The organism is Proteus sp. G2609 (assembly GCF_963896135.1).
Lineage (GTDB): Bacteria > Pseudomonadota > Gammaproteobacteria > Enterobacterales > Enterobacteriaceae > Proteus > Proteus mirabilis.
On the sequence record NZ_CAWQNB010000025.1, the window covers coordinates 127,298 to 149,115 of the forward strand.

Below are 21,818 nucleotides of genomic sequence, written 5' to 3' on the forward strand. Positions count from 1 at the left end.
TTTTTGATATTTATAGCCCTTAGTAATAAGGGCTTTTTTTTGTATGAAGATGTAAGTAAATAAAGGATAGTTTTACTATGAATAAGGAGTTTTTATGCATATAAGAAATAATTCTGATAACGTTACTTCAATAAAAAAACACTATGAAAATATAAAAGAGAAATACCAAATAAAAAATAAAATCAACAATGTGTTAAATACACTTTCAAGTCTTTATATTGAAAGGGAAAAGATTACTTTACTATCTAAAATATCATTTTTTATAAAGAGTATTTTTAATATTAATGTTGGGGTGGTTTTTCTATTAGACAAAAGTCAACATGCTAAAATTAATACATTATCCATTTTGATGAGAAATGGAGGGGAAGTATATTTTAAAAACTGTAAGCTAATTAACTCAGATTTTGTTAGCTTTAAGAATAAACATTTAGAGACATTTTTTTTAAATTTAAGTTTTGCAATAAAAAATGATTGTCATGATGATGTTAAAAGATTAATACAATGTTATCTTTATGAACAATCAAAAACAAAAGGAGACTTTATTACTATAATGAACATTGCTTTCAATGTAATTAATCATTATCCAAAAGAAATGTTTGAACAATTGAAGAAATATCACCCAAAGTGCGATGATATGGTATATTATAGTGATTTTAACTATAAACAACATATTGATATGGCATTAAGTTATGTTTGTAAAGAGATTAATAGAAAAGATAATAATGAATTAATTAATTCAATAATAAATTTAGTTACTATGATGTATAATGTTTATTCGGTGGAGATGGATAAAGCGTTTATTGTCAATATAACTAAATGTTTTATTGATAAAGCAATGGAATTTAATACGGTAAACTATATTAACGATACTTTTAAAAAGTCAATATTAAATTTTCTAACTAATAAATTAAGAAATAATGAAGACGTTCAAAAGTTTGTAGATGATATGCTTACATTAGGAGTGTTAGAAAAAAAAGATATTATTAAAGCTAAAAAAATGACAATGGAAGACGAGAGTTTTATCACTAAACATAATAGAAGAATGCAAAATATTTTTACTAAGAATGAAAATAGTGATGAAATGAAATATACCATTGCTAATATTATTAGAAATAATTATGAGGATATTTTAGAACAAATAGACAATGAGTGTGATGATCTTAAAGATAAATATAAAGATATTTTACTGGATATTATTGATTACTTAAGGGACGATAAGGATTGGAATTTTGATTCATTAATAATCCGTTACACCTATTTTAATTCTTTTTATTAAAGAGATCTTTGTTTCTTTAACACTACTTTAATTTTTAAACCAACCAGCACGACACTTAGCACTTTATTGAGCCATTTTTTTATTGGCAAACTTTAACTAACAAAAGCAAGCAAACGACTATTAATCCTAAGTAATAAAAGCGTATCACAATTTTTCACCTGTACTCGAACTGACTCATATTGATGTTACATAGCGATAAAAAAGGGGGGGAGCTTAAGAGAGTGTTGATGAAAGAGAAAATGGTGTAAGAGTCTTTTTAACGTAGATTTGCAACTAATACTCTCTATTTTTATCAATCGTATGATTGCCTTAACGAAAAGTGATACTTTAATGTTAAAAGTGCTATAAGCCAGTCAATGAGAAGTAGCAGTGCCTCTTTTCGCATGTTATTGATAAGGTGCTACATTTTTTACGATGAGAAAAAAGTAAGGTTCTCGCGCCTGTAATGAGCGTAAAGTAATTGTAAAAACACCTAAAGAATTTTCAAATATAATAGCAACTGCCATATAGCACTATTATAATGTTTAAAGCTTTCATGATTAAGTTAACACTTCCTGTATAAAGCAATTATTTATTATCGGTGAAGCATAAATTGTATCGACTCAAGTTTTCGCTTTCCGTATAGTATAAATAGTTTTCCCATTTTTACCCGTAGGTATGTAAATGAATATTAGTTTAATCGCAGCATTAGCGGCGGATCGTATTATTGGTATGGAAAAGGCGATGCCTTGGACATTACCGGGTGATCTCGCATGGTTTAAAAAAAATACATTAAATAAACCCGTTATTATGGGCCGGGTGACTTATGAGTCTATCGGGCGTCCTTTACCTAATCGTCTCAATATTGTATTAAGCAGTCAGCCTGGAAATGATGACAATGTTGTTTGGGTGAAATCCGTTGAAGAAGCACTACAAGCTGCTGAAAATAATGATGAAATCATGGTGATTGGTGGCGGTAAGGTTTATGAGCAATTCCTACCAATGGCGAATAAATTATACCTTACTCATATTGATGCTGAAGTGATTGGTGATACAACTTTCCCCGATTATGAGCCTGATGAGTGGGATTCTACTTTTATGGAATACCATGAGGCAGATGAAAATAATTCGCATAACTACTGTTTTGAAATATTAAAAAGAAGAAAATAACAAAATTTAAATAAAAAAGGAGATTAAATATCTCCTTTTTATTTTTATTAATTTATTAATATATTCATATTTAAATATGAATATATACTATAACTAAAATATAATTAGCTATAAAGAGTACCCTATAATTAAATATTCATTATTTATCTTTTAATAAATATCTTTATAAAGAATAATCTATAATAAATAGCGCAATATAGCGGTGAATTCTGCTTGTTGTTATAAAAAAGCTACTTAATTTGTTTTGAGAAAAAACAATCTATTGATTTAAATCAGGTTATCTTTGTAATAGCTCTCAGAAGAGAGTAGATAGCCCAGATAGCCCAGATAGCATAGTAAAATAAATCAACACCTATGCTATCTTGACGCTACCAAATTATGGTAAATGTGTGAGACTAGGTTGGATAAAATAACGTTTGTCTTCCCAACGTAGACAGGTTAGAACACCGCCCCAGCAACAGCCAGTATCTAGCGCATAGATGTTTTCAGGGGTGCCTTTTCCCTCTAAAGAGGCCCAGTGGCCAAAGATAATACTGTAATCATTTGGTAGTTGATTAGGTAAATCAAACCAAGGTTTTAATGGCGCAGGCGCATTTTCAGGCTTATCTTTACAAATCATATCCAACTGCCCGTTAGGAAAACAATAGCGCATACGAGTAAAAGCATTGGTGCTAAAGCGTAATCGCGGTAAGCCAGTTAATTCGGGTGACCAATTATTGGGCATATCACCATACATAGAATTAATGAAAAGGGGGTAACTATCGCTACTTAATATGGCTTCTACTTCTCGGGCACATTTTTTAGCTGTTGCTAAATCCCACTGAGGGGTAATACCTGCGTGTGCCATAACGATTTTCTTTTCTTCATCAACTTGTAATAGCGGTTGACGTCGTAACCAATTAATTAATTCATCAGCATCTGGTGCATTGAGTAATTCATTAAGCTTATCTTTGGGTTTATTACGACTAATCTTTGCAAATACACCCAGTAGATGCAGATCGTGATTCCCTAATACGAGTTTTAACGCTGAGCCTAAGCTTTTGACAAAACGCAATACTTCAAGTGAATCAGGTCCTCGAGCAACCAGATCCCCCGTTAACCAAAGTGTATCTTGATTGGCGTCGAAATTAACTTGATTGAGAAGTTGGCGTAATTCACGATAACAGCCGTGAACATCGCCAATTAAATAAGTAGCCATAATTAATTTATCAATGTAGGGATAGCAAGGCGGAAAACAGGGATGTCAATTTGAAACAGACGTCCTTGTGCGTCAATCATTTCATAATGACCTTCCATGGTGCCCATCGGCGTTTCAAGAACCGCGCCACTGGTATAACGATACCGTGAGCCAGCTTCAATCAGAGGTTGTTCACCAACAACCCCTTCACCTTGAACTTCAGTGGTATTTCCTTGTGCATTGGTGATCAACCAATAGCGACGTAGGAGGCGAATAGCATGTTTATTCAAGTTATGTATGGTGATGGTATAAGCAAAAACATAGCGCTGTTCTTCTGGCGAAGATTGGCTCTCAATGTAAACGCTTTGTACCTGTATCGCCACTTTGGATGAAGTAAACATAATACCTCCTAGGTCTAGTGTGCGCTATTTCACTCAGCGTGTTGCTGTTGTGATGATAACCAGTTTGCCACTTTACAGTATTGCTCAACAGAAATATTTTCTGCGCGTGCAGTGGGATCAATATCTAATGCCAGCATATCTTCTGCTGTAAGTAGTCCACCTAAGCTATTACGTAACGTTTTACGGCGCTGATTAAAGGCTTGTGATGTGATACGGCTTAACATAGCAATATCTGTCACCGGATAGGGTTTTTCCTTATAAGGGATCAGACGCACAACGGCAGAATCTACTTTCGGGGCTGGCCTAAATGAGCTTGGTGGCACTTCAATAATAGGAATGACTTGGCAGTGGTATTGTGCCATGACACTTAAGCGGCCATAAGTTTTACTACCATGACTTGCCACTAGGCGATTAACCACCTCTTTTTGCAACATAAAAGTCATGTCAGAAATGGCATCAGCAAAACTAAATAGATGGAACATTAATGGCGTTGAAATATTATAAGGTAGGTTACCAAAAACCCGCAGAGGTTGCTGACGCTCTTTTGCTAATTGGGCAAAATCAATCGTCATCGCATCTTGCTGAATAATGGTTAGCTTATCTTTTAATGTAGGGTGAACTTCTAAGCGTGCAGCTAAATCACGGTCAATTTCGACGACCGTCATTTTATCCATTCTTTCCCCCACCGGCTCAGTAAGCGCGCCTAAACCAGGACCGATTTCAATAACGGCTTCACCGGGTTGTGGATAAATAGATTCAACAATACTTTCAATAATATAGCTGTCTGTTAAAAAGTTCTGCCCGAAGCGTTTGCGGGCAAAGTGCCCCTGATGGACTCTATTATTCATTACAATTTTGTATCATATTAATGGCTAAATTTAATGCGGTGCGAAAACTGCCAGCATCTGCGCTTTTAGTACCTGCAAGTTCAAGGGCTGTCCCATGATCAACAGATGTACGAATAAAAGGTAGACCGAGCGTGATATTCACAGCACGACCGAAACCTTCATATTTTAGCACAGGTAATCCTTGATCGTGGTACATCGCAAGCACAGCATCTGCATGTGTTAAATATTTAGGCTGGAATAAGGTATCCGCAGGGTAAGGCCCATGAAGTTGAATACCTTGTTGGCGTAATTGCTCTAATGCGGGTTCAATAATATCGATCTCCTCACGCCCCATATGACCGCCTTCTCCAGCATGAGGATTTAGGCCGCATACGTAAATATGTGGTGATGAGATGCCAAATTTGGTTTTTAGATCATGGTTTAAAATGGTGATGATCTCATTAAGCAACTCACCCGTAATCGCATCAGCAACTTCTCTTAAGGGCAGGTGTGTGGTGGCGAGAGCGACTCTTAAAGTGTCCGTTGCCAGCATCATCACCACTCGTTGACAATGGCTACGATCGGCAAAGAACTCTGTATGCCCTGTAAATGGCACACCGGCATCATTAATAACCCCTTTATGTACCGGCCCTGTGACTAAAGCAGAAAACTCTCCGTTTAAACATCCATCACAAGCGCGAGCAAGCGTTTGTACCACATAGTGGCCATTGGCAGTATTAAGTGTACCTGCGACAACCGAAGGGTCGGTTAATTCAACGGCAAGTACACAAATTTGGCCAGGGATATGTGCTGTAGGTGGATTATCTGGGGAATATTCAACTAAAGTGAGTGGGAGATTGAGTTGCTGTGCTCTTGCTCGTAATAATTGAGGATCAGCGCATACTACCCAAGGAAGTGCCCACTGTGACTGTGCTAATGAAATAATCAGGTCAGGACCAACCCCGGCGGGTTCGCCGGGGGTGATAACGAGGGGTTTTTTTAGCTTAGTTTGCATTATTCTCGTTCATTATTTTCACATAAGCGCCTGCACGCAACTCTTGCATCCAGTTTTGCACTTCTTCATTAAACTTGCGGTTAAACAGTAAGCGGTAAGCTTGTTCTTTATTCGCTGCATCTGTTTTATCAACGCTACGCGTATCTTCAAGTTCAATTAAGTGCCAGCCAAAATTAGAGCGCACAGGTTGGCTTAATTCATTTTTGTTTAAACGCATCAACGCGTCACGGAAAGCTGGATCATAAATATCAGGCATTGACCATCCTAACTCACCGCCACGTAATGCTGAACCGGGATCTTCAGAATACTCTTTAGCCGCATCCGCAAAACTGATTTTACCGCTACGAATATCGGCGGAAATTTTCTGTAGTTTGGCATAAGCCTGCTCATCATTCATGATAGGCGAGCTTTTTAGTAAGATATGGCGTGCTTTTACTTCAGTCACAGAAACGGTTTTTGAAGCACCACGTATATCATTGACTTTAATAATATGTAGACCAACACCTGATTGCAGTGGCCCGACAATTTCACCTTTTTGTGCATTAGCAAGCTGTTTAGCAAAGATTGTCGGTAACTCATCAATTGATGCCCATCCCATATTACCACCATTAAGTGCTTGTGGATCGGCAGAATAAGTGGCGGCTAATTTTCCGAAATCAGCACCGTTTTTTAGCTGGTTCTTAATACGGTTCACCACTTGCTGTGCTTTTTCAATTTCTGCAGGTGATGGATTTTCTGATAATGGAATTAAGATATGGCTAAGATTAAGATCAATACTTTGGCTTGCTTGGCTTTCAATTTGTTTAGCTAATGAGTCCACTTCTTGTGGCAAAATCGTAATACGACGACGAACTTCGTTATTACGCACTTCTGCTAACATCATCTCTTTACGAATATCTTGACGATAATCGTTATAAGCAATGCCATCGGCAGCAAGACGTTTTTTTAACTGCTCTAGTGTCAGGTTATTTTCTGCGGCAATCCCTTGAATGGTTGACTCAACGGCAGCTTCAGGAATATCAATTTGCATCTGTTGAGCCATTTGCAAGATGATGTTATCCATCACCAAGCGCTCTAAGATTTGTTGGCGCAAAACTTGCTCATCAGGCATTTCTTGCCCGGCATTTTTGGCATTCATTTGCACCGTTTGTAACATTCTATTGACGTCGCTTTCCAGAACGACACCGTTATTGACGATAGCCGATACGCGGTTGAGTTCTTGTGCTGCAAAAGTGGTTGTGCTGGTGGCTGCACCAACCGTGATCATTAAGCCGATAACCAGCGTTTTCCAATTTTTCATAAGTTTCCCATTATGTGTTTTCCGCATTTTGCGCGATGACATATTCATTCAGCCAATTTTGTCGTTTGGGTTAATCAAAACGCTCTTTGATAAGGTAAGATACCGCGCTCAAGCATTTTTTGACTACCTAAACTATGATTGTTACTTAGGCCTCTGAGTTCCAAATTGATTGACCATTTGTTGTCAATATCGCTGTGGTCTTCTTTCCAGCCAACAATTTTACGTTCATAACCAACGTTTACCGCCCAGCAACAGGTGTTATATTGCAAGCCGACCATTTGGCTTACTGGCTCTGAATCTTTGGTATCAAAGTAATAAGCGCCGACCAGTCCCCAACGTTCTGCTAAAGGCCAACTGCCGACAATACCAATTTGAGAAATGCCTTTTTGGTATTCTGGTAGTTGATTGACCCCGCCATCATAAGGGCGAACCCGTGTTGCTTGAATATAATCACGGTCTACATAACGATAGCTCAATTGTAAGAGATGGTCGCTATCACGGCGATACTCCATAATCGCATCACCCATAGAGACACTGCCTAAACGACGGTCATATTGTAAACCACCACGCATACCTAAAGTATCAGTAATACGCCAATATGCATCGCCTGCCCATACCATAGATCCGGTTTCATCTTTGCTATTGATAATTTCATTCGATGAACCTGTTTTCGGACGCTCAAAGAAATAGATTTGACCAACAGAAATATTAAAACGTTCAACCAGTTCACTGTCATAAAAACGTGAAGTAACACCCGCCGTTAATTGGTTTGCAGAAGCAATGCGATCTAGACCACCGTACATTCTGTCACGGAAAAGTCCGCTATAGTTGGATTGTAATAGCGCTGAGTCAAAGTTATTGATATTAGACTGATCTTTATACGGCACATACAGATATTGTACTCGTGGCTCTAACGTTTGCGTAATATCGTTAGTGTCATATTGGCGCTCAAATACCACTTTCATATCTGACTTAAATTGTGGTAGTACGCGGTTGACGCTATCATCAAGTTTTTGATGTGGATACTTCTTCTTATAAGCATCAGGAATATCTTGATCATAATGAGTCGCCATCAATTTAAACTCATTATTAAAGCTTGCCCAGCCAGTGGAGGCAGGTAAGGAAATGGTTGGCTCTATATGATAACGGTTCGCTTCAGGGGTGTTTTCTCCGACACTGGTAAAGCGGACAAATTGTGCATAAGTACGAAAATCAAATGGGCCAATATCATTTTTATAATAATTAAGATCAAGCTGCGGCTCAGCACGATAAGCCCTTGCATCTTTATTATCCGAGAAAATTTGGAACTGTTTAGTGGTTAATGTGGCATTCCAATTTTGCTGAGCATAACCGGTACTGAATTTTTGCGTCGCATAACCATCAGTGGTATTACCATATTGCGAAGTAAAGTCGGTGAAATATTTGTTATCACTGACTTTTGTGTAGTCAACATTAAAGCGCCACACATTGTTCATCACCCCACTGTGACCCCAATAGAATAACCAACGTGTAGCAGAATCACGCGCCAGATAACCCGCTTTTTCGTCTGCTTTATCTTTATTGTATTGACTGTCGTGGTTGATCCAATCAACCGCAATCGTACCGCGACCCGGTTTTGTTAAATAACGAAATTCATTATCGAGCTTTAAACCACGGCGACTAATATAATTCGTGGTAATAGTCGCATCATAATTAGGGGCAATATTCCAATAGTAAGGTAGTTGGAAGTCAAACCCAGAACTACGAGAATAGTTACCATTAGGAATTAAGAAACCAGAGCGACGTTTATCGCCGATCGGTAATTGCAGATAAGGACTATAGAAAACTGGGACGTTAGCAACACGAAAACGCGCATTCCAAATTTCTGCTACTTGCTCTTCACGATCTAAGATAACCTCAGAGCCGACAACACTCCAACTATCGTCTCCGGGTAGACAAGAGGTAAACATCCCTTTATCCATAATGGTATAGCGGTTTTCGCCACGCATTTGCATTTTATTCGCGTAGCCACGGCCTTGTCGGCCCACCATTTGGTATTTACCTTCTTCGATATCAGTATCTTTATTATTTAGATTAGACCAAGCACGTGGGCCTTTTAAGATGATTTGTGGATCATCATAAGAGACATTACCTGTCGCGGTGACCATTCTTAATGGTGTTTCACCTTCTGTTTGGGTCAACTCAACATTATCTGCGCTTAATGTTTGATTTCCCTGTTTAATGTCTACATTGCCTCTATATTGGATCATGCGTGGGTATTCCCCCTGCATATCCTTAGCCGTAATGGTGACAGGTAATGAGTTAGGATCGCCTTCGACTAATGGCTTATTATAAACAGGGACTCCCAGTAAACATTGAGAGGCAAGATCAGCATATGCAGGCTGAGCATAAATTGTGGCCCAAACTAAGGTGGCCAGCAGTGTGGGATAACTTTTTTTCATGAGTATTTATGTGCTTCCGTCATCAGTGGCTTCTACTGCTAAATAGCGAGAAACTAACGCAGGGAGTTATGCAACACTAGCCCAACGTCCTGAACATTGTTCTAACGGTAACCGAAAAAAGAGCAGTTCCCTTTTTTCGATGTTTCTATGTTGAAATCGGTTTATAGCTTTATTAGAAACAAAAAAACACCGCGCTTGTGCGGTATTTCGTGCTGCATAACAACGCTAAAGTTATTCGTTTGGTCACTTATTTTACTTTAACACAATTTAAACGAAAACAGCATTATCTCTGTGCAAGCAGCTAGCGAAAACCTCATCATTTTAAGAAAAAGTTTATTTGAGCTTGCTTGATGTTAGGTGTGAAAGCAAATGAATAGTATGATAATGCAAAATTGTGAGCAGGGCATTGAAGATTTGAGGAGTCTATGCGCTATTGGGGAAAATTATTAGGCCTTATCATCGGTAGTTTTGCCGGGATCGGCTTTTGGGGCATTGTGATTGGGGTTTTTCTAGGACACCTTTATGACGTACAAAGAAGTAAATTAAGCTATGGTGGGCGCTATAATCGTGATAGACAAGCCTATTTCTTTGCTGCCACATTCCAAGTCTTAGGGCATTTAACCAAATCCAAAGGACGAGTGACACAAACCGATATCACATTAGCCAGTACGTTAATGGATAGAATGAATTTACATGGGGCAGCACGTCAAGCAGCACAACAGGCGTTTCGAGAAGGTAAAGAGGTTGATTTCCCACTCAGAGCCACCTTACAACGTGTTCGCCAAATTTGTGCTGGTCGCCGTGATTTACTGCAGATGTTTCTGGAAATTCAATTACAAGCCGCATTTGCTGATGGGCAGTTACATCCTAACGAACGTAAAATGCTGTTTATTATTATTGATGAGCTCGGATTTTCTCGCGCCCGTTTTGAACATATATTAGCCATGATGCAGGCGGGGCAAAGTTTTCATTATCAACAAGGGCAAAATTATCAGCCACAAACTCAAGGCCCAACGCTTTCTGACGCCTATAAAGTGTTAGGTATTAAAGAGGGGGATGATGTTAAAACAATAAAAAGAGCTTATCGAAAATTAATGGGAGAACATCATCCTGATAAATTGGTTGCAAAAGGTTTACCACCGGAGATGATGGAAATTGCAAAACAAAAAGCACAAGCTATCCAAGTTGCTTACGATTTGATTAAAAAAGAAAAAGGATTTCGTTAACATCTTGTAAATAAAGATGAGAAAAGAGAGAATTAATCCGTGATGAAGATAACTCAGTCTTAGTTGAGATTATTATTTGTCACGGTAAAATATAAGTGAAATTTAATTATTTCACTCTCATTCTCTTATAAAAGGAACTATATCAATGTCAAACGTCCGTGTTCTTGTTGGGGTAATAGGATTAGCGCTCTGTCTGCTCCTTGCTTCACTAAGTTCGGTGACCGTTTTAGTGTCGTAAGACAGGTTAAAAATCTGCCAGGCATTCAAAATGTATCGGTGAATGAAAGGCCGGATGCGTAATAAATAATTCCTGAGCATGTAACTGCAGGCGAGGTGCAAGTGCTCTTGCCTGCGGATGAGCATAAAAACGATCCCCTAAAATAGGATGACCTAATGCTAGCATATGAACCCGTAGCTGATGGGAGCGTCCGGTTATTGGTGATAGTTTTACCCGCGTTGCATTTTCTTCATATTCCAACACTTCATAAAAAGTTTGTGCAGACTTTCCTGTTTCATAACACACTTTTTGCTTAGGTCGATTAGGCCAATCGCAGATCAACGGCAGATCAACTAATCCTTGTGGTTTTTCAAGCTTTCCCCAGACACGGGCGATATAGGTTTTTTTCGGCTCTCGTTCACGAAATTGGCGTTTTAATTCACGCTCGGCTGCTTTATTAAGCGCAACAACCATCACACCACTCGTGGCCATATCAAGGCGATGAACAGATTCCGCATCAGGAAAATCGGCTTTTATACGCGACATAATGCTGTCGTGATGTTCTAGCGCTTTACCGGGTACAGATAGCAATCCACTGGGTTTATTAACAACAATAATATGCTCATCTTGATATAAAACGTGTAACCAAGGATCAGTGGGGGGGTTATAAACTTCCATCATAGTGGATATCTCAGCAAAATAACGGGGGAGATAAAGCTTTCCCCCGTTTTAACAGTGATTATTGGTGGGTAACAACAATTAAACGGATCGCATCTAAGCGCCATGTCGCTTCATCTAAGTGGTTAAGAATATGCGTACGCTCATTTTCAATTGCTTCAACTTCGTCATCACGTATATTTGGGTTAACGGCACGTAATGCCTCTAAGCGTGATAACTCATGTGTTAATGCGTTGTCTGCTTCTTGCTTCGCTTGTTCAATTAGCGTTTTCGCTTCCGCTTCCATTAAGGATTCAGATGCTTTTAGTACATGATGAACTTCATTTTGTACCGCATTGACCAATTTGCTGGATGTGTGGCGATTTACCGCATTTAATTGGCGGTTAAAACTTTCAAACTCAACTTGTGATGCAAGATTATTACCTTTTAAATCAAGTAATAAGCGTACTGGAGTTGCCGGTAAGAAGCGAGTTAAATGAAGATGTTTAGGGGCTTGCGCTTCTACGACATAAATCAGTTCAACTAATAGCGTACCTACAGGTAATGCTTTGTTTTTCAATAAAGAAACCGTACAACTACCAGTATCACCAGATAAGACTAAATCTAATCCATTACGGATAATAGGATGTTCCCAACTGATAAATTGCGTATCTTCACGAGAGAGTGCGTGCTCTCTATCAAAGGTAATTGTGCAACCATCTTGTGGTAATCCTGGGAAGTCAGGAACTAACATATGATCTGATGGCGTTAATACAATTAAGCTATCACTACGATCTTCTTGGTTAATGCCCACAATATCAAATAAGTTTAAGGCGAAGTTAACCAGATCGGGATCGTTATCTTGCTCTGCAATCTTATTCGCTAACTCAACGCCAACTTCACCGCCGTTAGAGTGCATTTCTAATAGACGGTCACGACCTTGTTCTAGTTTGAGTTTCATCTCATCATGTTGCTTACGACAAGAAACGATAAACTTATCAAAATCACCTAGTTCATTAGGTTGAGCAAGATAATTGACTAGCGCATCATATTCGTTGTCATAAATTGTACGACCCGTCGGGCAGGTATGTTCAAATGCATCTAACCCTTCGTGATACCAACGTAATAGAACAGATTGAGCGGTTCCTTCAAGATAAGGCACACTGATATCAATGTCGCGGTTTTGACCGATACGATCAAGACGACCAATACGTTGTTCTAATAAATCAGGATTAAAGGGGAGATCAAACATCACTAGTTGATTAGCAAATTGGAAGTTACGCCCTTCTGAACCGATTTCAGAACATAGTAACACTTGTGCGCCTTCCTCTTCTGAGGCGAAATAAGCGGCTGCACGATCTCGTTCAAGTAAAGACATCCCTTCATGGAATACTGCGGCACGAATACCTTCACGTTCACGTAAAACTTGTTCTAATTGCAATGCTGTGGCGGCTTGAGCACAAATGACTAATACTTTTTCATGACGATTGGCGGTTAAAAAGCCTAGTAGCCATTCAACGCGTGGATCAAAGTTCCACCATGTGGCATTTTCACCTTCAAACTCTTGGTAGATACGTTCAGGGTAGAGCATCTCTTTTGCTCGTACTTCGAGGCTCTTTTTCGCTGCCATAATCTCAGCCACCTTAATGGCGGTTTGATACTGAGTTGGTAGTGGCATTTTTATTGCGTGCAACAGTCGGTTAGGGAAGCCTTTGACGCCGGAGCGAGTATTGCGAAATAACAGACGACCCGTACCGTGTCTATCCATCAACATATGAATAAGTGCTTGGCGAGATTTTGTACGCTCTTCACCTTGGGTATTAGAGGCTTTTAGCAACGGCTCTATATCTTGCTCGCTGATCATCTCACTGATGCTATTTTGCTGTTCGTTATTTAAATCATCTTCTGAAAGCAAAATAGTTACCGCATCGGCCACGGGGCGATATTTTTGTTGTTCATTAATAAATTCGTTGTAATCGTGGAAACGATTAGGATCGAGCAAACGTAAGCGGGCAAAATGGCTCTCTTGACCAAGTTGCTCCGGTGTTGCGGTTAATAACAATACAGAAGGGATCGCTTCAGCCAGCGTTTCGATAACTTGGTATTCTCGACTTGGTGCCTTTTCACTCCATACCAGATGGTGGGCTTCATCGACAACTAACATATCCCAAGTCGCTTCAACAAGGTGTTCAAAGCGTTGTTTGTTTTTACGCACAAAGTCTAATGAGCAAATGATCATCTGCTCTGTTTCGAAAGGATTATCGCTATCTAATAAAGATTCGCTATAACGGCTATCATCAAATAGTGAAAAACGTAGGTTGAAACGACGTAACATCTCAACTAACCACTGATGTTGTAAGCTTTCAGGAACGATAATTAAAACACGCTCAGCGCGTCCATCCATGATTTGCTGGTGGATTATCATACCCGCTTCGATAGTTTTACCCAGCCCAACTTCATCCGCTAATAAAACACGTGGGTTATGACGTTTACCCACTTCATTAGCAATATAGAGCTGATGAGGAATAAGACTTGCGCGAATACCACGTAGACCACTTTGTGCTTGCTTAAACTGTTCGCTCATAAATTTACGCGCACGATAGCGTAAAGCAAAACGATCCATACGGTCTATTTGACCAGCAAAAAGACGATCTTGTGGCTTATTAAAAGTGAGTTTGTTATCTAAGAATACTTCACGCAGTTGTGCTGGCTCTTCGGTATCTAAACGTACGCCGTGATAAATAAGTAAGCCATTATCTTCCACAACGTTGTCGATGGCGAGCTTCCAGCCTTCATGACTGGTGACAGTATCCCCCACATTAAACATCACCCGCGTTATTGGGGCATCATGGCGGGAATAAAGACGATTTTCGCCACATGCAGGAAAAAGTAAGGTCACCATACGGGCATCAATTGCCACAACAGTACCTAGTCCAAGTTCGCTTTCTGTATCGCTAATCCAACGTTGACCAAGAGTAAAAGGCATATATATAAACTCAGCTCTCAAATATATAATTTATAAAATCATTATTAATGAATGCAGTATTGCGGTGTTGTCATCCAATCTACGGGATAAAAAATAGTATCTTTCTCAAGATGAGAAAAAAGGTGATTATCACCAAAGGGGCGTTATGTTAATAGATGCAAAGCAAGCCGTCACCTGCAAAATAACACATCTTAAAAAGAGAGCGTCATTTGCCCATTTAACAAGGTAGAAAAATCATCTTGTAGAAATGGCAAAATAGCATCTGCTATCGGCATTAATTGCTTATTAATGTAGTGTTCATAGTCAGGTGTCGAAGTGATATGCTCTAACGGCTCTGGCCCCAAGTGAGTAATTATATAACTAATCCAACCGCCTTGCTGATATTGTTGCGGCCTATTTTGTAACTGATTATAGTCATCCGCTAATCGAGCTGCTTTGACGTGAGGGGGGATATGGTGCTGGTAGTCTGATAATTTTCGTCGCAATCTTTTTCGATAAACCAGTCTATCATCATATTTTCCTAATAGCGTATCAGCAACATAATCACGAATAAACTGTTGATAAGGTTGCTGATTAAAGATGCGTGTATAAAGCTCTTTTTGAAACGCTTGCGCTAGTGGTGTCCAGTCTGTTCTGACCGTTTCCAATCCTTTAAACACCATTTTATCATGACTTAGCCCTGCATAACGTTTTTTACTTCCGGTTTCCATGCCTCGAATAGTGGGCATCAAGAATCGGCGATAATGGGTTTCGTACTCAAGCTCTAATTGGCTATCAAGCTGGTAAGTTTCAGTCAGATAGCTTTTCCACCATTGATTAACATCTTGCGCTAATTGACGACCGATCTGCTCTGCTTGTACTTCGTTATGAGCGGCTTTAAGCCAAACAAAAGTAGAATCAGTATCACCATAAATCACTTGATAGCCTTTTGACTCAATTAATTCACGGGTCTTTTTCATTATTTCATGACCACGTAAAGTAATTGATGAAGCCAATCGAGGATCAAAAAAACGACAGCCTACCGAGCCTAATACACCATAAAAAGCATTCATAATAATTTTCAATGCTTGAGAGAGCGGGGCGTTGTTATGACGTTTAGCATTATCTCGTTCATGCCAGATTTGTGAAACAATGGTGGGTAAACAGTGTTTTTCTCGTGAAAACCACGCTTGACGAAAACCGGGAACGGCATGTGTGCTATCAGGGTGATGCATACCTTCAATCATACCCACCGGATCGATTAAAAAGGTGCGAATAATAGAGGGATATAGGCTTTTATAGTCCAGTACCACCACTGAGTCATAGAGACCCGGTGTTGAGTCCATGACAAAACCACCAGGGCTATGCTCTTCGGGTTTTTCACCTTGATTGGGGGCAACATAACCAAGACGATGCATTGAGGGTAAATAGAGGTGAGTAAATGCTGCGACAGAGCCACCACTTCTATCTGCTGCCAGTCCTGTTACACTGGCTCTTTCTAATAAGAATTCCATTAAGTGTGTGGTATCAAAGATACGATTAACCAAGACACAATCTTGCCAGTTATAATACGCTAAGGCGGGCTTATCCTCTTTAAAACGGCGATTGATTTCGTCCATTCTGGCATAAGGTGTATCAATCGCTTTCCCTTCCCCTAGCAGTGTTTGAGCAACTGACTCTAGGCTAAAAGAGGGAAAATTCCATGTCGCCATTTTTAAAGCATCAATACCATCAATAATTAAACGCCCTTGTGCTGAGGCAAAAAAGTGCCCCGCTTTAAAGCCATGTTCACGCCACTCTAATGGGGTATTTTGTCGTCCTAATAATAAATTGATCCCGTAACGCTGAGCATGGGTATGCAAGATACGCAAATCAAATTGAATAAGATTCCAACCAATAATCGCATCAGGATCGTACTCTTGTATCCAAGCATTTAGTTTTTCAAGGAGTTGTAATCGACTACTTACATAGCACAGACGATAGCCTTCAGGTTGTTGGCTTTCTTGAACTTCTGGGAGGGTGTCACTAAGCATAAAAACAACGTTATCACCGCAACCGGCTAATCCAATAGAATAAAGCTCACCAAACTCACTGGTTTCAATATCTAAAGAGACGGTACGTAATGTAGGACGATAAACACTGGCAGGTTTTAGCGTGACAGTATGACTATTTTGATAACGAAACCATACAGGCGCGGTGATAAAACGCTCCATCATATAGCGTTCATGTGGGCGGATATCGGCTTCATATAGGCGAATATTATGCTGTTTTAATTGCTGTTCAAGCTGGGTAAGTTGGCGGTATTGTTTACAATAAACCCCCAAAACAGGTTGTCTTTCAAAGTCTTTTAACGCCAGAGGACGAATATCAATATCGCGATTATGACCAACCACTGAGCGTAATATACTTTCATTTTGTTGGGCAACAAAACCAATAGCATACTGCTTTGCAACCGTGACTTTACGCGGTCCATTTTCTGTCGCCAACCAATAGGAGACAGCGATACCTTGTGGGGTATCACTCCAATGGCGGGTAAGAATAAAGCCTTGCTCTGTGTGAATTGTCATAATTTCCTAATAAGCGAGATATTGAAGCTTGAAAAAGAGATCGTTAACTATTAATTATAATATTAATCATAGCCTTGTTATGATAGGAAATGGGATATTATACGGGTTGATGTACTTATAATAATATCTGGAATGCCCGTAAATGGGAAATAAACTGGGGTAATTTCTGCTTTTGTAAACAGCCTAAAAAGGTCTCTACGGTCATTGGTGGATTCTTTAGGCTTTGTCTATGTTGTTGCGCCGCTTTAATACAGCTACTAGGATTTAATTCAAACATGTCACTCAAAAATTCATCAGGATGGATAGCTGAAATATCAAAAGAATTAAGGTATTTTTGCGGAAAATCTTTTAAGTTAAATGTAATTATAGCTTGAGCCTGTCCTTTTATTGCTGCTGCTAGCACATGACGATCATTAGGATCAGGTAGCTTTAAACCACAAATAAGCGGTTCGTAGCCTTCTACTAAACAATCAGGAACATGTGCATTCATTAAATCTCTGGTTCGTATTAGTCGCTCAGCTGTTAATGTTGGATTGTTGACTAATAAATTAGTGATCCATTCATCATGGATCTGATTACTCCAACGTGCTCTAAATAAACCAGTATTAGCAAGATACATTAAATAACTTCTAAGAGGGGCTGGATACATGACACAGGCATCAAGCAAAACAGTATAGTTTGTCATTAATACCCCATATCCATTTCTTGATCTAATTGCGATAATTCAGCAAGGGCATCAAGTCGTTTTTGCTCCAATTCATTTTTATAAGCAACAATATCAGCATAAGCAACTTTCCTACGATTTCCTTTTCTAGAGTAGGGTATCGCTCGTGTATCTAATAATTTTACAAATGTAGGACGGGACATATTGAGTATATCAGCCGCTTCCTGTGTCGTTAGCTCAGCATGGATTGGTGTGATACTAACAGTATTCCCTTGCCCTAGTTGAGTAAGAATTTCAATCATTAGGCGTAATGCACTATTTGGTATTTGTACAATATGATTATTACCCGTCTTATCTATAATGGATAGCTTCTGCGTTTTGCCATTAATATCCATAACAGCGGATAGCTCTTGGCTACTTAATTTTGCTAATGCAATATCTTCAGCACTAAGTCTCTCACTTATCGTATTCATTAGTATTTCCCCCTTTTTAATAACTAGATTATCTGAAATATTCGAAAAATAGTCAAGTATTCGAAATATTCGAAAGAGGCTTGTAGGGGGGAATAAGCTTCTTTCGATATCGCTATATTTCAATAGATTAATTAAAAGGTATCCCTAAAAGCAGTGATTGATCCACTTCGCCTTTGATTAATGACGCTGTATTTCCATCATAGACAATGGTGCCATTATCAATAACAAGTGCTCTTGGTGCGATTTTATGGGCATCTTCTAAGCTGTGAGACACCATGAGTAAAGTGAGATTTTTTTCGTCACAAATTTGTTCTAATAATGTCAGCATTTCGATACGTAATGCGGGATCAAGGGCGGAAAAAGGTTCGTCTAACAATAAAATAGGCTGTTCACGTACCAGACAACGGGCAATTGCCACTCGTTGACGTTGACCCCCAGATAGTTGTGAAGGTAAACGCTCTAGATAATCACTTAAAGAAACCTGTTTGGCTCGACTTTCTAATAGTGCTTTCTGTGCCACAGTGAGCTTTAGCCCCGGATCTAGCCCTAAACCAATATTTTGTCTTACCGTGAGATGAGGAAAAAGATTGTTATCTTGAAATAACATCGAGATAGGGCGTTGGGCAGGGGCTGTTTTGGTATGATCTTTCCCTTTTAAAAATAATGAGCCTGACTCTGAGGGCAGAAAACCCGCTATTAAGCTGAGTAATGAGCTTTTACCTGCACCACTGGGACCTAAAATAGCAATACGCTCCCCCGCTTTTACCGTTAAATTAAAGGTCAGATGTTGGTGCTCATAGGTGTAAGAAAGCTGCTCTAACTTAATCATGGGATTTTCCTGAAACGCGTTCGATAAGGCTAAAAAGCGTGAAACATAACAGCAAAAGGAGCATCGCGGTGACAGCGCCATCTTGTGTGTGATAAGCACCGATTTGCTGATAGAGGTAAAAAGGTAATGTTCTAAAAGTTTCATTTCCAAATAAGGCAACAATACCAAAATCACCAATGGAAATGACACAAGCAAAAGCCAGTGCTTGTGATAGTGGCTTTTTCAAAGCGCGTAGCTCTATCCAACGTAAACGATTAATACCTCGCAAATTAAGGGAAGCACATAATAGATTATAGCGGGCTGCAATATCATTCATCGGGTTTTCAAGTACTTTTAAAGCATAAGGAATAGCCATAAGCGCATTAGTGAGGATCACTAAAAGATAGGGGGATTCAGGTAATCCGGTTGTGCTGTTTAATAATAGAAAAAAGCCCGTCGCTAATACAATGCCCGGCATAGCCAGAATAATGAGCCCACTCATTTCCAGCGCTTGTCCGGCCTTTTTAAAATGGCGTAAGCGTAATTCTCGACTACTCCAGAGCAACATCATCGTTAAAATAACACAAAGTCCCCCAGCGCCAAGTGCAATAATTAATGATGTTGTAAAGGCTTGCCAAAGTACCGGCTGTTGTAGAACACCTAATAATTGACTGTTTAAGCCATCACTTATCACCGCTAATAACGGAGGAAGTAAAAAGAGCATAGCAAGTACGATAATTAAACTATCCGTTATTTTATTGATTAATGAGTCGCTAGGATCACGCCAGCTTAGTTTTTGATGACTACCGACAAAGAGTGTTCCCTTTAATTTTTGGCTAACAAGTACTAATCCTAAGCAGCAAAATAGCTGAATTAATGCTAATAGCGCTGCACGATGTAAATCGTAGTCATAACTTAATGCTTGATAAATTGCCAATTCAACAGTTGTTGCCGCAGGCCCACCTCCCAGCGCTAATACAGTCGCGAAACTTGCAAAGCAGAGCATAAAAATCAGTGATGCAGTAGGCAGGATTTGTCGCCATAAATAGGGCCACTCGAGAAAACGAAAACGTTGCCAGCCATTCATTCCCAATTGTGATGCTAATTGGCGTTGCTCGGTAGAAATACTTTCCAAGGCTTGTAACAACATTCTGGTAGCCAGTGGCATATTGAAAAAAATATGTGCGAGTAAAATGCCTTGTAAACCATAAGGCGTAAAATGATAATCAATCCCTAACCATTGGCATATTTGAGCCAGCCACCCCATGCGACCATACACAGTTAAAATGCCAAATAGCGCCACTAACACCGGTAGAACTAAACTCATTGCACATAAGCGTAAAAAGAGCGTTCTGCCAACAAACTGGCGTCGATAGAGCGCTTTTGCTAACCAAATTGCCGGTAAAATGGAAAATAGCGCGGATAAAAATGCTTGCCAAAAAGTAAAGCGCACCACATGCCATAGGTAACTATCAGCAAAAATAGTCGATAAATCACCACTTGGCGCGTTAAACCATAAAGCACCGAAGGAGAGAAGGGCGACGGTAAGTAATAATCCCGAGGCACATAGCCCCGGGATAAGCCATTTACCCATTAGCGGCTAACCGCAGATTGCCAATTACGAGTCCATGTTTGGCGCTCTTTGGCTACCACATCAGCATCAAATTGTAATGACTTTTGCGGTTTAGGCATAACGGAGTAGACCTCAGGTAGTGGCATATCAATAACAGGATACATCCAATTAGTGGTTGGGATGGTTTCTTGGAAAGCGGGGGTTAGCATAAATTGCATAAATTGCTGAGCTAATTCTGGCTGTTTGCTGGATTTTAGCTTGGCTGCAACTTCTACCTGTAAATAGTGTCCTTCATCAAAAATAGCAGCCGCATAATTGTCTTTTTTATCAGCCAAAATATGGTAGCCCGGAGATGAGGTGTAACTAAGCACAAAATCCCCTTCTCCTTTCAAGAATAAGCCATAGGACTCACTCCAGCCTTTGGTTACTGTCAGTGTTTTATTCGCCAATTTTTGCCACTGCTCAGCGGTATTGTTTGGATACAGTGATTGCATCCATAACATTAAGCCTAATCCGGGGGTACTGGTACGTGGATCTTGATAAAGGATTTTCCACGGCTGTTGGCTATTTAACAGCTCATCCATGCTTTTAGGGGGTTGAGTAATACGATTTTTATCGTAAATAAAAGCAAAATAACCGTAGTCATAAGGCACAAAAGTGTCATCAGTCCATTTTTCAGGTAATGCCAGTTTTGATGTATCAATATTGCTTGGTGCAAAAAGTCCGGTCTGTTTTGCCGCATGAATAAGATTGTTATCTAGCCCTAAAATAATATCTGCCTTACTTTTACTCCCTTCCATACGTAAACGATTAAGGAGAGAAACCCCATCAGAAAGGGCAACCAGTTTTAGCTCACAATCACATTGCTGTTCAAATGCTTTTTTAATTGCCGGACCAGGCCCCCAATCCGCGGTAAAAGAGTCATAGGTATAGACGGTAAGTGTGGGTTTGGTTTGTTGTGCATTTGCGGCAAAAGCACTGAACAAACCTAGTGCACTGAATAAGAGAGTTGAACGAAGAGAATTTATTAACACGCTATTTTCCTCAGTAAAAAGTCAAGTAGGATCTGAGGAGTGAGGAGG

At 39.5% G+C, this 21,818-nt stretch carries 17 protein-coding genes; 3 read left to right on the top strand and 14 right to left on the bottom strand.

All coding sequences use genetic code 11. The features are described from left to right. Positions 1-94: 94 nt before the first annotated feature. Together AACV01_RS07125 and folA are read left to right on the top strand one after the other, a co-directional pair. Positions 95-1,276: a hypothetical protein gene (locus AACV01_RS07125; RefSeq protein WP_161682632.1), complete on the top strand. Its 1,182-nt coding sequence runs from the start codon at positions 95-97 to the stop codon at positions 1,274-1,276. 663 nt (positions 1,277-1,939) lie between these two features. After that, positions 1,940-2,425, top strand: a complete 486-nt coding sequence (folA, locus tag AACV01_RS07130) for a type 3 dihydrofolate reductase (protein ID WP_004245545.1) — start codon at positions 1,940-1,942, stop codon at positions 2,423-2,425. Positions 2,426-2,801: 376 nt separating this feature from the next. Here the strand turns inward: folA and apaH are convergent, their stop codons facing one another. The 6 genes from apaH to lptD are packed head-to-tail and all read right to left on the bottom strand — an operon-like array spanning position 2,802 to position 9,586. After that, positions 2,802-3,623 (bottom strand): bis(5'-nucleosyl)-tetraphosphatase (symmetrical) ApaH, encoded by an 822-nt coding sequence (gene apaH, locus AACV01_RS07135; protein ID WP_004245544.1) that lies wholly within the window; start codon positions 3,621-3,623, stop codon positions 2,802-2,804. A gap of 2 nt (positions 3,624-3,625) precedes the next feature. Next, the gene (apaG, locus tag AACV01_RS07140; protein ID WP_004245543.1) at positions 3,626-4,003 is read right to left on the bottom strand and encodes a Co2+/Mg2+ efflux protein ApaG; all 378 of its coding nucleotides are present in this window, start codon (positions 4,001-4,003) and stop codon (positions 3,626-3,628) included. Positions 4,004-4,032: 29 nt separating this feature from the next. Beyond that, entirely contained in the window at positions 4,033-4,851 is an 819-nt protein-coding gene (gene rsmA, locus AACV01_RS07145) for a 16S rRNA (adenine(1518)-N(6)/adenine(1519)-N(6))-dimethyltransferase RsmA (RefSeq protein ID WP_004249482.1), read from the bottom strand. Continuing rightward, positions 4,844-5,845 carry a 4-hydroxythreonine-4-phosphate dehydrogenase PdxA gene (pdxA, locus tag AACV01_RS07150; RefSeq protein WP_004245539.1) on the bottom strand — a complete coding sequence of 334 codons (1,002 nt, stop codon included), beginning with the start codon at positions 5,843-5,845 and terminating at the stop codon, positions 4,844-4,846. The genes rsmA and pdxA overlap by 8 nt, the downstream gene beginning before the upstream one ends. After that, complete coding sequence (gene surA / locus AACV01_RS07155) at positions 5,835-7,172, bottom strand: peptidylprolyl isomerase SurA (protein WP_004245538.1); 1,338 nt, start codon at positions 7,170-7,172, stop codon at positions 5,835-5,837. Before surA ends, pdxA begins: the two co-directional genes overlap by 11 nt. A gap of 47 nt (positions 7,173-7,219) precedes the next feature. Continuing rightward, the gene (gene lptD, locus AACV01_RS07160; RefSeq protein WP_161682634.1) at positions 7,220-9,586 is read right to left on the bottom strand and encodes an LPS assembly protein LptD; all 2,367 of its coding nucleotides are present in this window, start codon (positions 9,584-9,586) and stop codon (positions 7,220-7,222) included. 425 nt (positions 9,587-10,011) lie between these two features. Between lptD and djlA the strand changes: the two genes are divergently transcribed. Continuing rightward, positions 10,012-10,812, top strand: a complete 801-nt coding sequence (gene djlA / locus AACV01_RS07165; protein WP_004245533.1) for a co-chaperone DjlA — start codon at positions 10,012-10,014, stop codon at positions 10,810-10,812. A gap of 244 nt (positions 10,813-11,056) precedes the next feature. On the opposite strand, the gene rluA is transcribed toward djlA, so the two are convergent. From rluA to thiB, 8 genes are all read right to left on the bottom strand, one after another. Next, a complete protein-coding gene (gene rluA, locus AACV01_RS07170; RefSeq protein ID WP_004245532.1) occupies positions 11,057-11,710 on the bottom strand; it encodes a bifunctional tRNA pseudouridine(32) synthase/23S rRNA pseudouridine(746) synthase RluA in 654 nt (217 codons plus the stop codon). Positions 11,711-11,768: 58 nt separating this feature from the next. Next, positions 11,769-14,672: an RNA polymerase-associated protein RapA gene (gene rapA / locus AACV01_RS07175; RefSeq protein WP_161682636.1), complete on the bottom strand. Its 2,904-nt coding sequence runs from the start codon at positions 14,670-14,672 to the stop codon at positions 11,769-11,771. A gap of 191 nt (positions 14,673-14,863) precedes the next feature. Next, positions 14,864-17,218, bottom strand: a complete 2,355-nt coding sequence (locus AACV01_RS07180; RefSeq protein WP_046334722.1) for a DNA polymerase II — start codon at positions 17,216-17,218, stop codon at positions 14,864-14,866. 115 nt (positions 17,219-17,333) lie between these two features. Further along, complete coding sequence (locus tag AACV01_RS07185) at positions 17,334-17,903, bottom strand: PIN domain-containing protein (RefSeq protein ID WP_004249488.1); 570 nt, start codon at positions 17,901-17,903, stop codon at positions 17,334-17,336. Continuing rightward, positions 17,903-18,355 (bottom strand): helix-turn-helix domain-containing protein, encoded by a 453-nt coding sequence (locus tag AACV01_RS07190; protein ID WP_004245528.1) that lies wholly within the window; start codon positions 18,353-18,355, stop codon positions 17,903-17,905. The genes AACV01_RS07185 and AACV01_RS07190 overlap by 1 nt, the downstream gene beginning before the upstream one ends. 127 nt (positions 18,356-18,482) lie before the next feature. Then, positions 18,483-19,184, bottom strand: a complete 702-nt coding sequence (gene thiQ / locus AACV01_RS07195; protein WP_004245527.1) for a thiamine ABC transporter ATP-binding protein ThiQ — start codon at positions 19,182-19,184, stop codon at positions 18,483-18,485. Next, the gene (thiP, locus tag AACV01_RS07200; RefSeq protein WP_046334723.1) at positions 19,177-20,757 is read right to left on the bottom strand and encodes a thiamine/thiamine pyrophosphate ABC transporter permease ThiP; all 1,581 of its coding nucleotides are present in this window, start codon (positions 20,755-20,757) and stop codon (positions 19,177-19,179) included. The genes thiQ and thiP overlap by 8 nt, the downstream gene beginning before the upstream one ends. After that, positions 20,757-21,770 (bottom strand): thiamine ABC transporter substrate binding subunit, encoded by a 1,014-nt coding sequence (gene thiB, locus AACV01_RS07205; protein WP_041701263.1) that lies wholly within the window; start codon positions 21,768-21,770, stop codon positions 20,757-20,759. The genes thiP and thiB overlap by 1 nt, the downstream gene beginning before the upstream one ends. Positions 21,771-21,818 lie beyond the last annotated feature (48 nt).

Excerpts from the sequence above, each read along its gene's own strand:
- AACV01_RS07125 (WP_161682632.1), top strand. The coding sequence starts at position 95 with ATGCATATAAGAAATAATTCTGATAACGTTACTTCAATAAAAAAACAC.
- folA (WP_004245545.1), top strand. The coding sequence starts at position 1,940 with ATGAATATTAGTTTAATCGCAGCATTAGCGGCGGATCGTATTATTGGT.
- apaH (WP_004245544.1), bottom strand. The coding sequence starts at position 3,623 with ATGGCTACTTATTTAATTGGCGATGTTCACGGCTGTTATCGTGAATTA.
- apaG (WP_004245543.1), bottom strand. The coding sequence starts at position 4,003 with ATGTTTACTTCATCCAAAGTGGCGATACAGGTACAAAGCGTTTACATT.
- rsmA (WP_004249482.1), bottom strand. The coding sequence starts at position 4,851 with ATGAATAATAGAGTCCATCAGGGGCACTTTGCCCGCAAACGCTTCGGG.
- pdxA (WP_004245539.1), bottom strand. The coding sequence starts at position 5,845 with ATGCAAACTAAGCTAAAAAAACCCCTCGTTATCACCCCCGGCGAACCC.
- surA (WP_004245538.1), bottom strand. The coding sequence starts at position 7,172 with ATGCGGAAAACACATAATGGGAAACTTATGAAAAATTGGAAAACGCTG.
- lptD (WP_161682634.1), bottom strand. The coding sequence starts at position 9,586 with ATGAAAAAAAGTTATCCCACACTGCTGGCCACCTTAGTTTGGGCCACA.
- djlA (WP_004245533.1), top strand. The coding sequence starts at position 10,012 with ATGCGCTATTGGGGAAAATTATTAGGCCTTATCATCGGTAGTTTTGCC.
- rluA (WP_004245532.1), bottom strand. The coding sequence starts at position 11,710 with ATGATGGAAGTTTATAACCCCCCCACTGATCCTTGGTTACACGTTTTA.
- rapA (WP_161682636.1), bottom strand. The coding sequence starts at position 14,672 with ATGCCTTTTACTCTTGGTCAACGTTGGATTAGCGATACAGAAAGCGAA.
- AACV01_RS07180 (WP_046334722.1), bottom strand. The coding sequence starts at position 17,218 with ATGACAATTCACACAGAGCAAGGCTTTATTCTTACCCGCCATTGGAGT.
- AACV01_RS07185 (WP_004249488.1), bottom strand. The coding sequence starts at position 17,903 with ATGACAAACTATACTGTTTTGCTTGATGCCTGTGTCATGTATCCAGCC.
- AACV01_RS07190 (WP_004245528.1), bottom strand. The coding sequence starts at position 18,355 with ATGAATACGATAAGTGAGAGACTTAGTGCTGAAGATATTGCATTAGCA.
- thiQ (WP_004245527.1), bottom strand. The coding sequence starts at position 19,184 with ATGATTAAGTTAGAGCAGCTTTCTTACACCTATGAGCACCAACATCTG.
- thiP (WP_046334723.1), bottom strand. The coding sequence starts at position 20,757 with ATGGGTAAATGGCTTATCCCGGGGCTATGTGCCTCGGGATTATTACTT.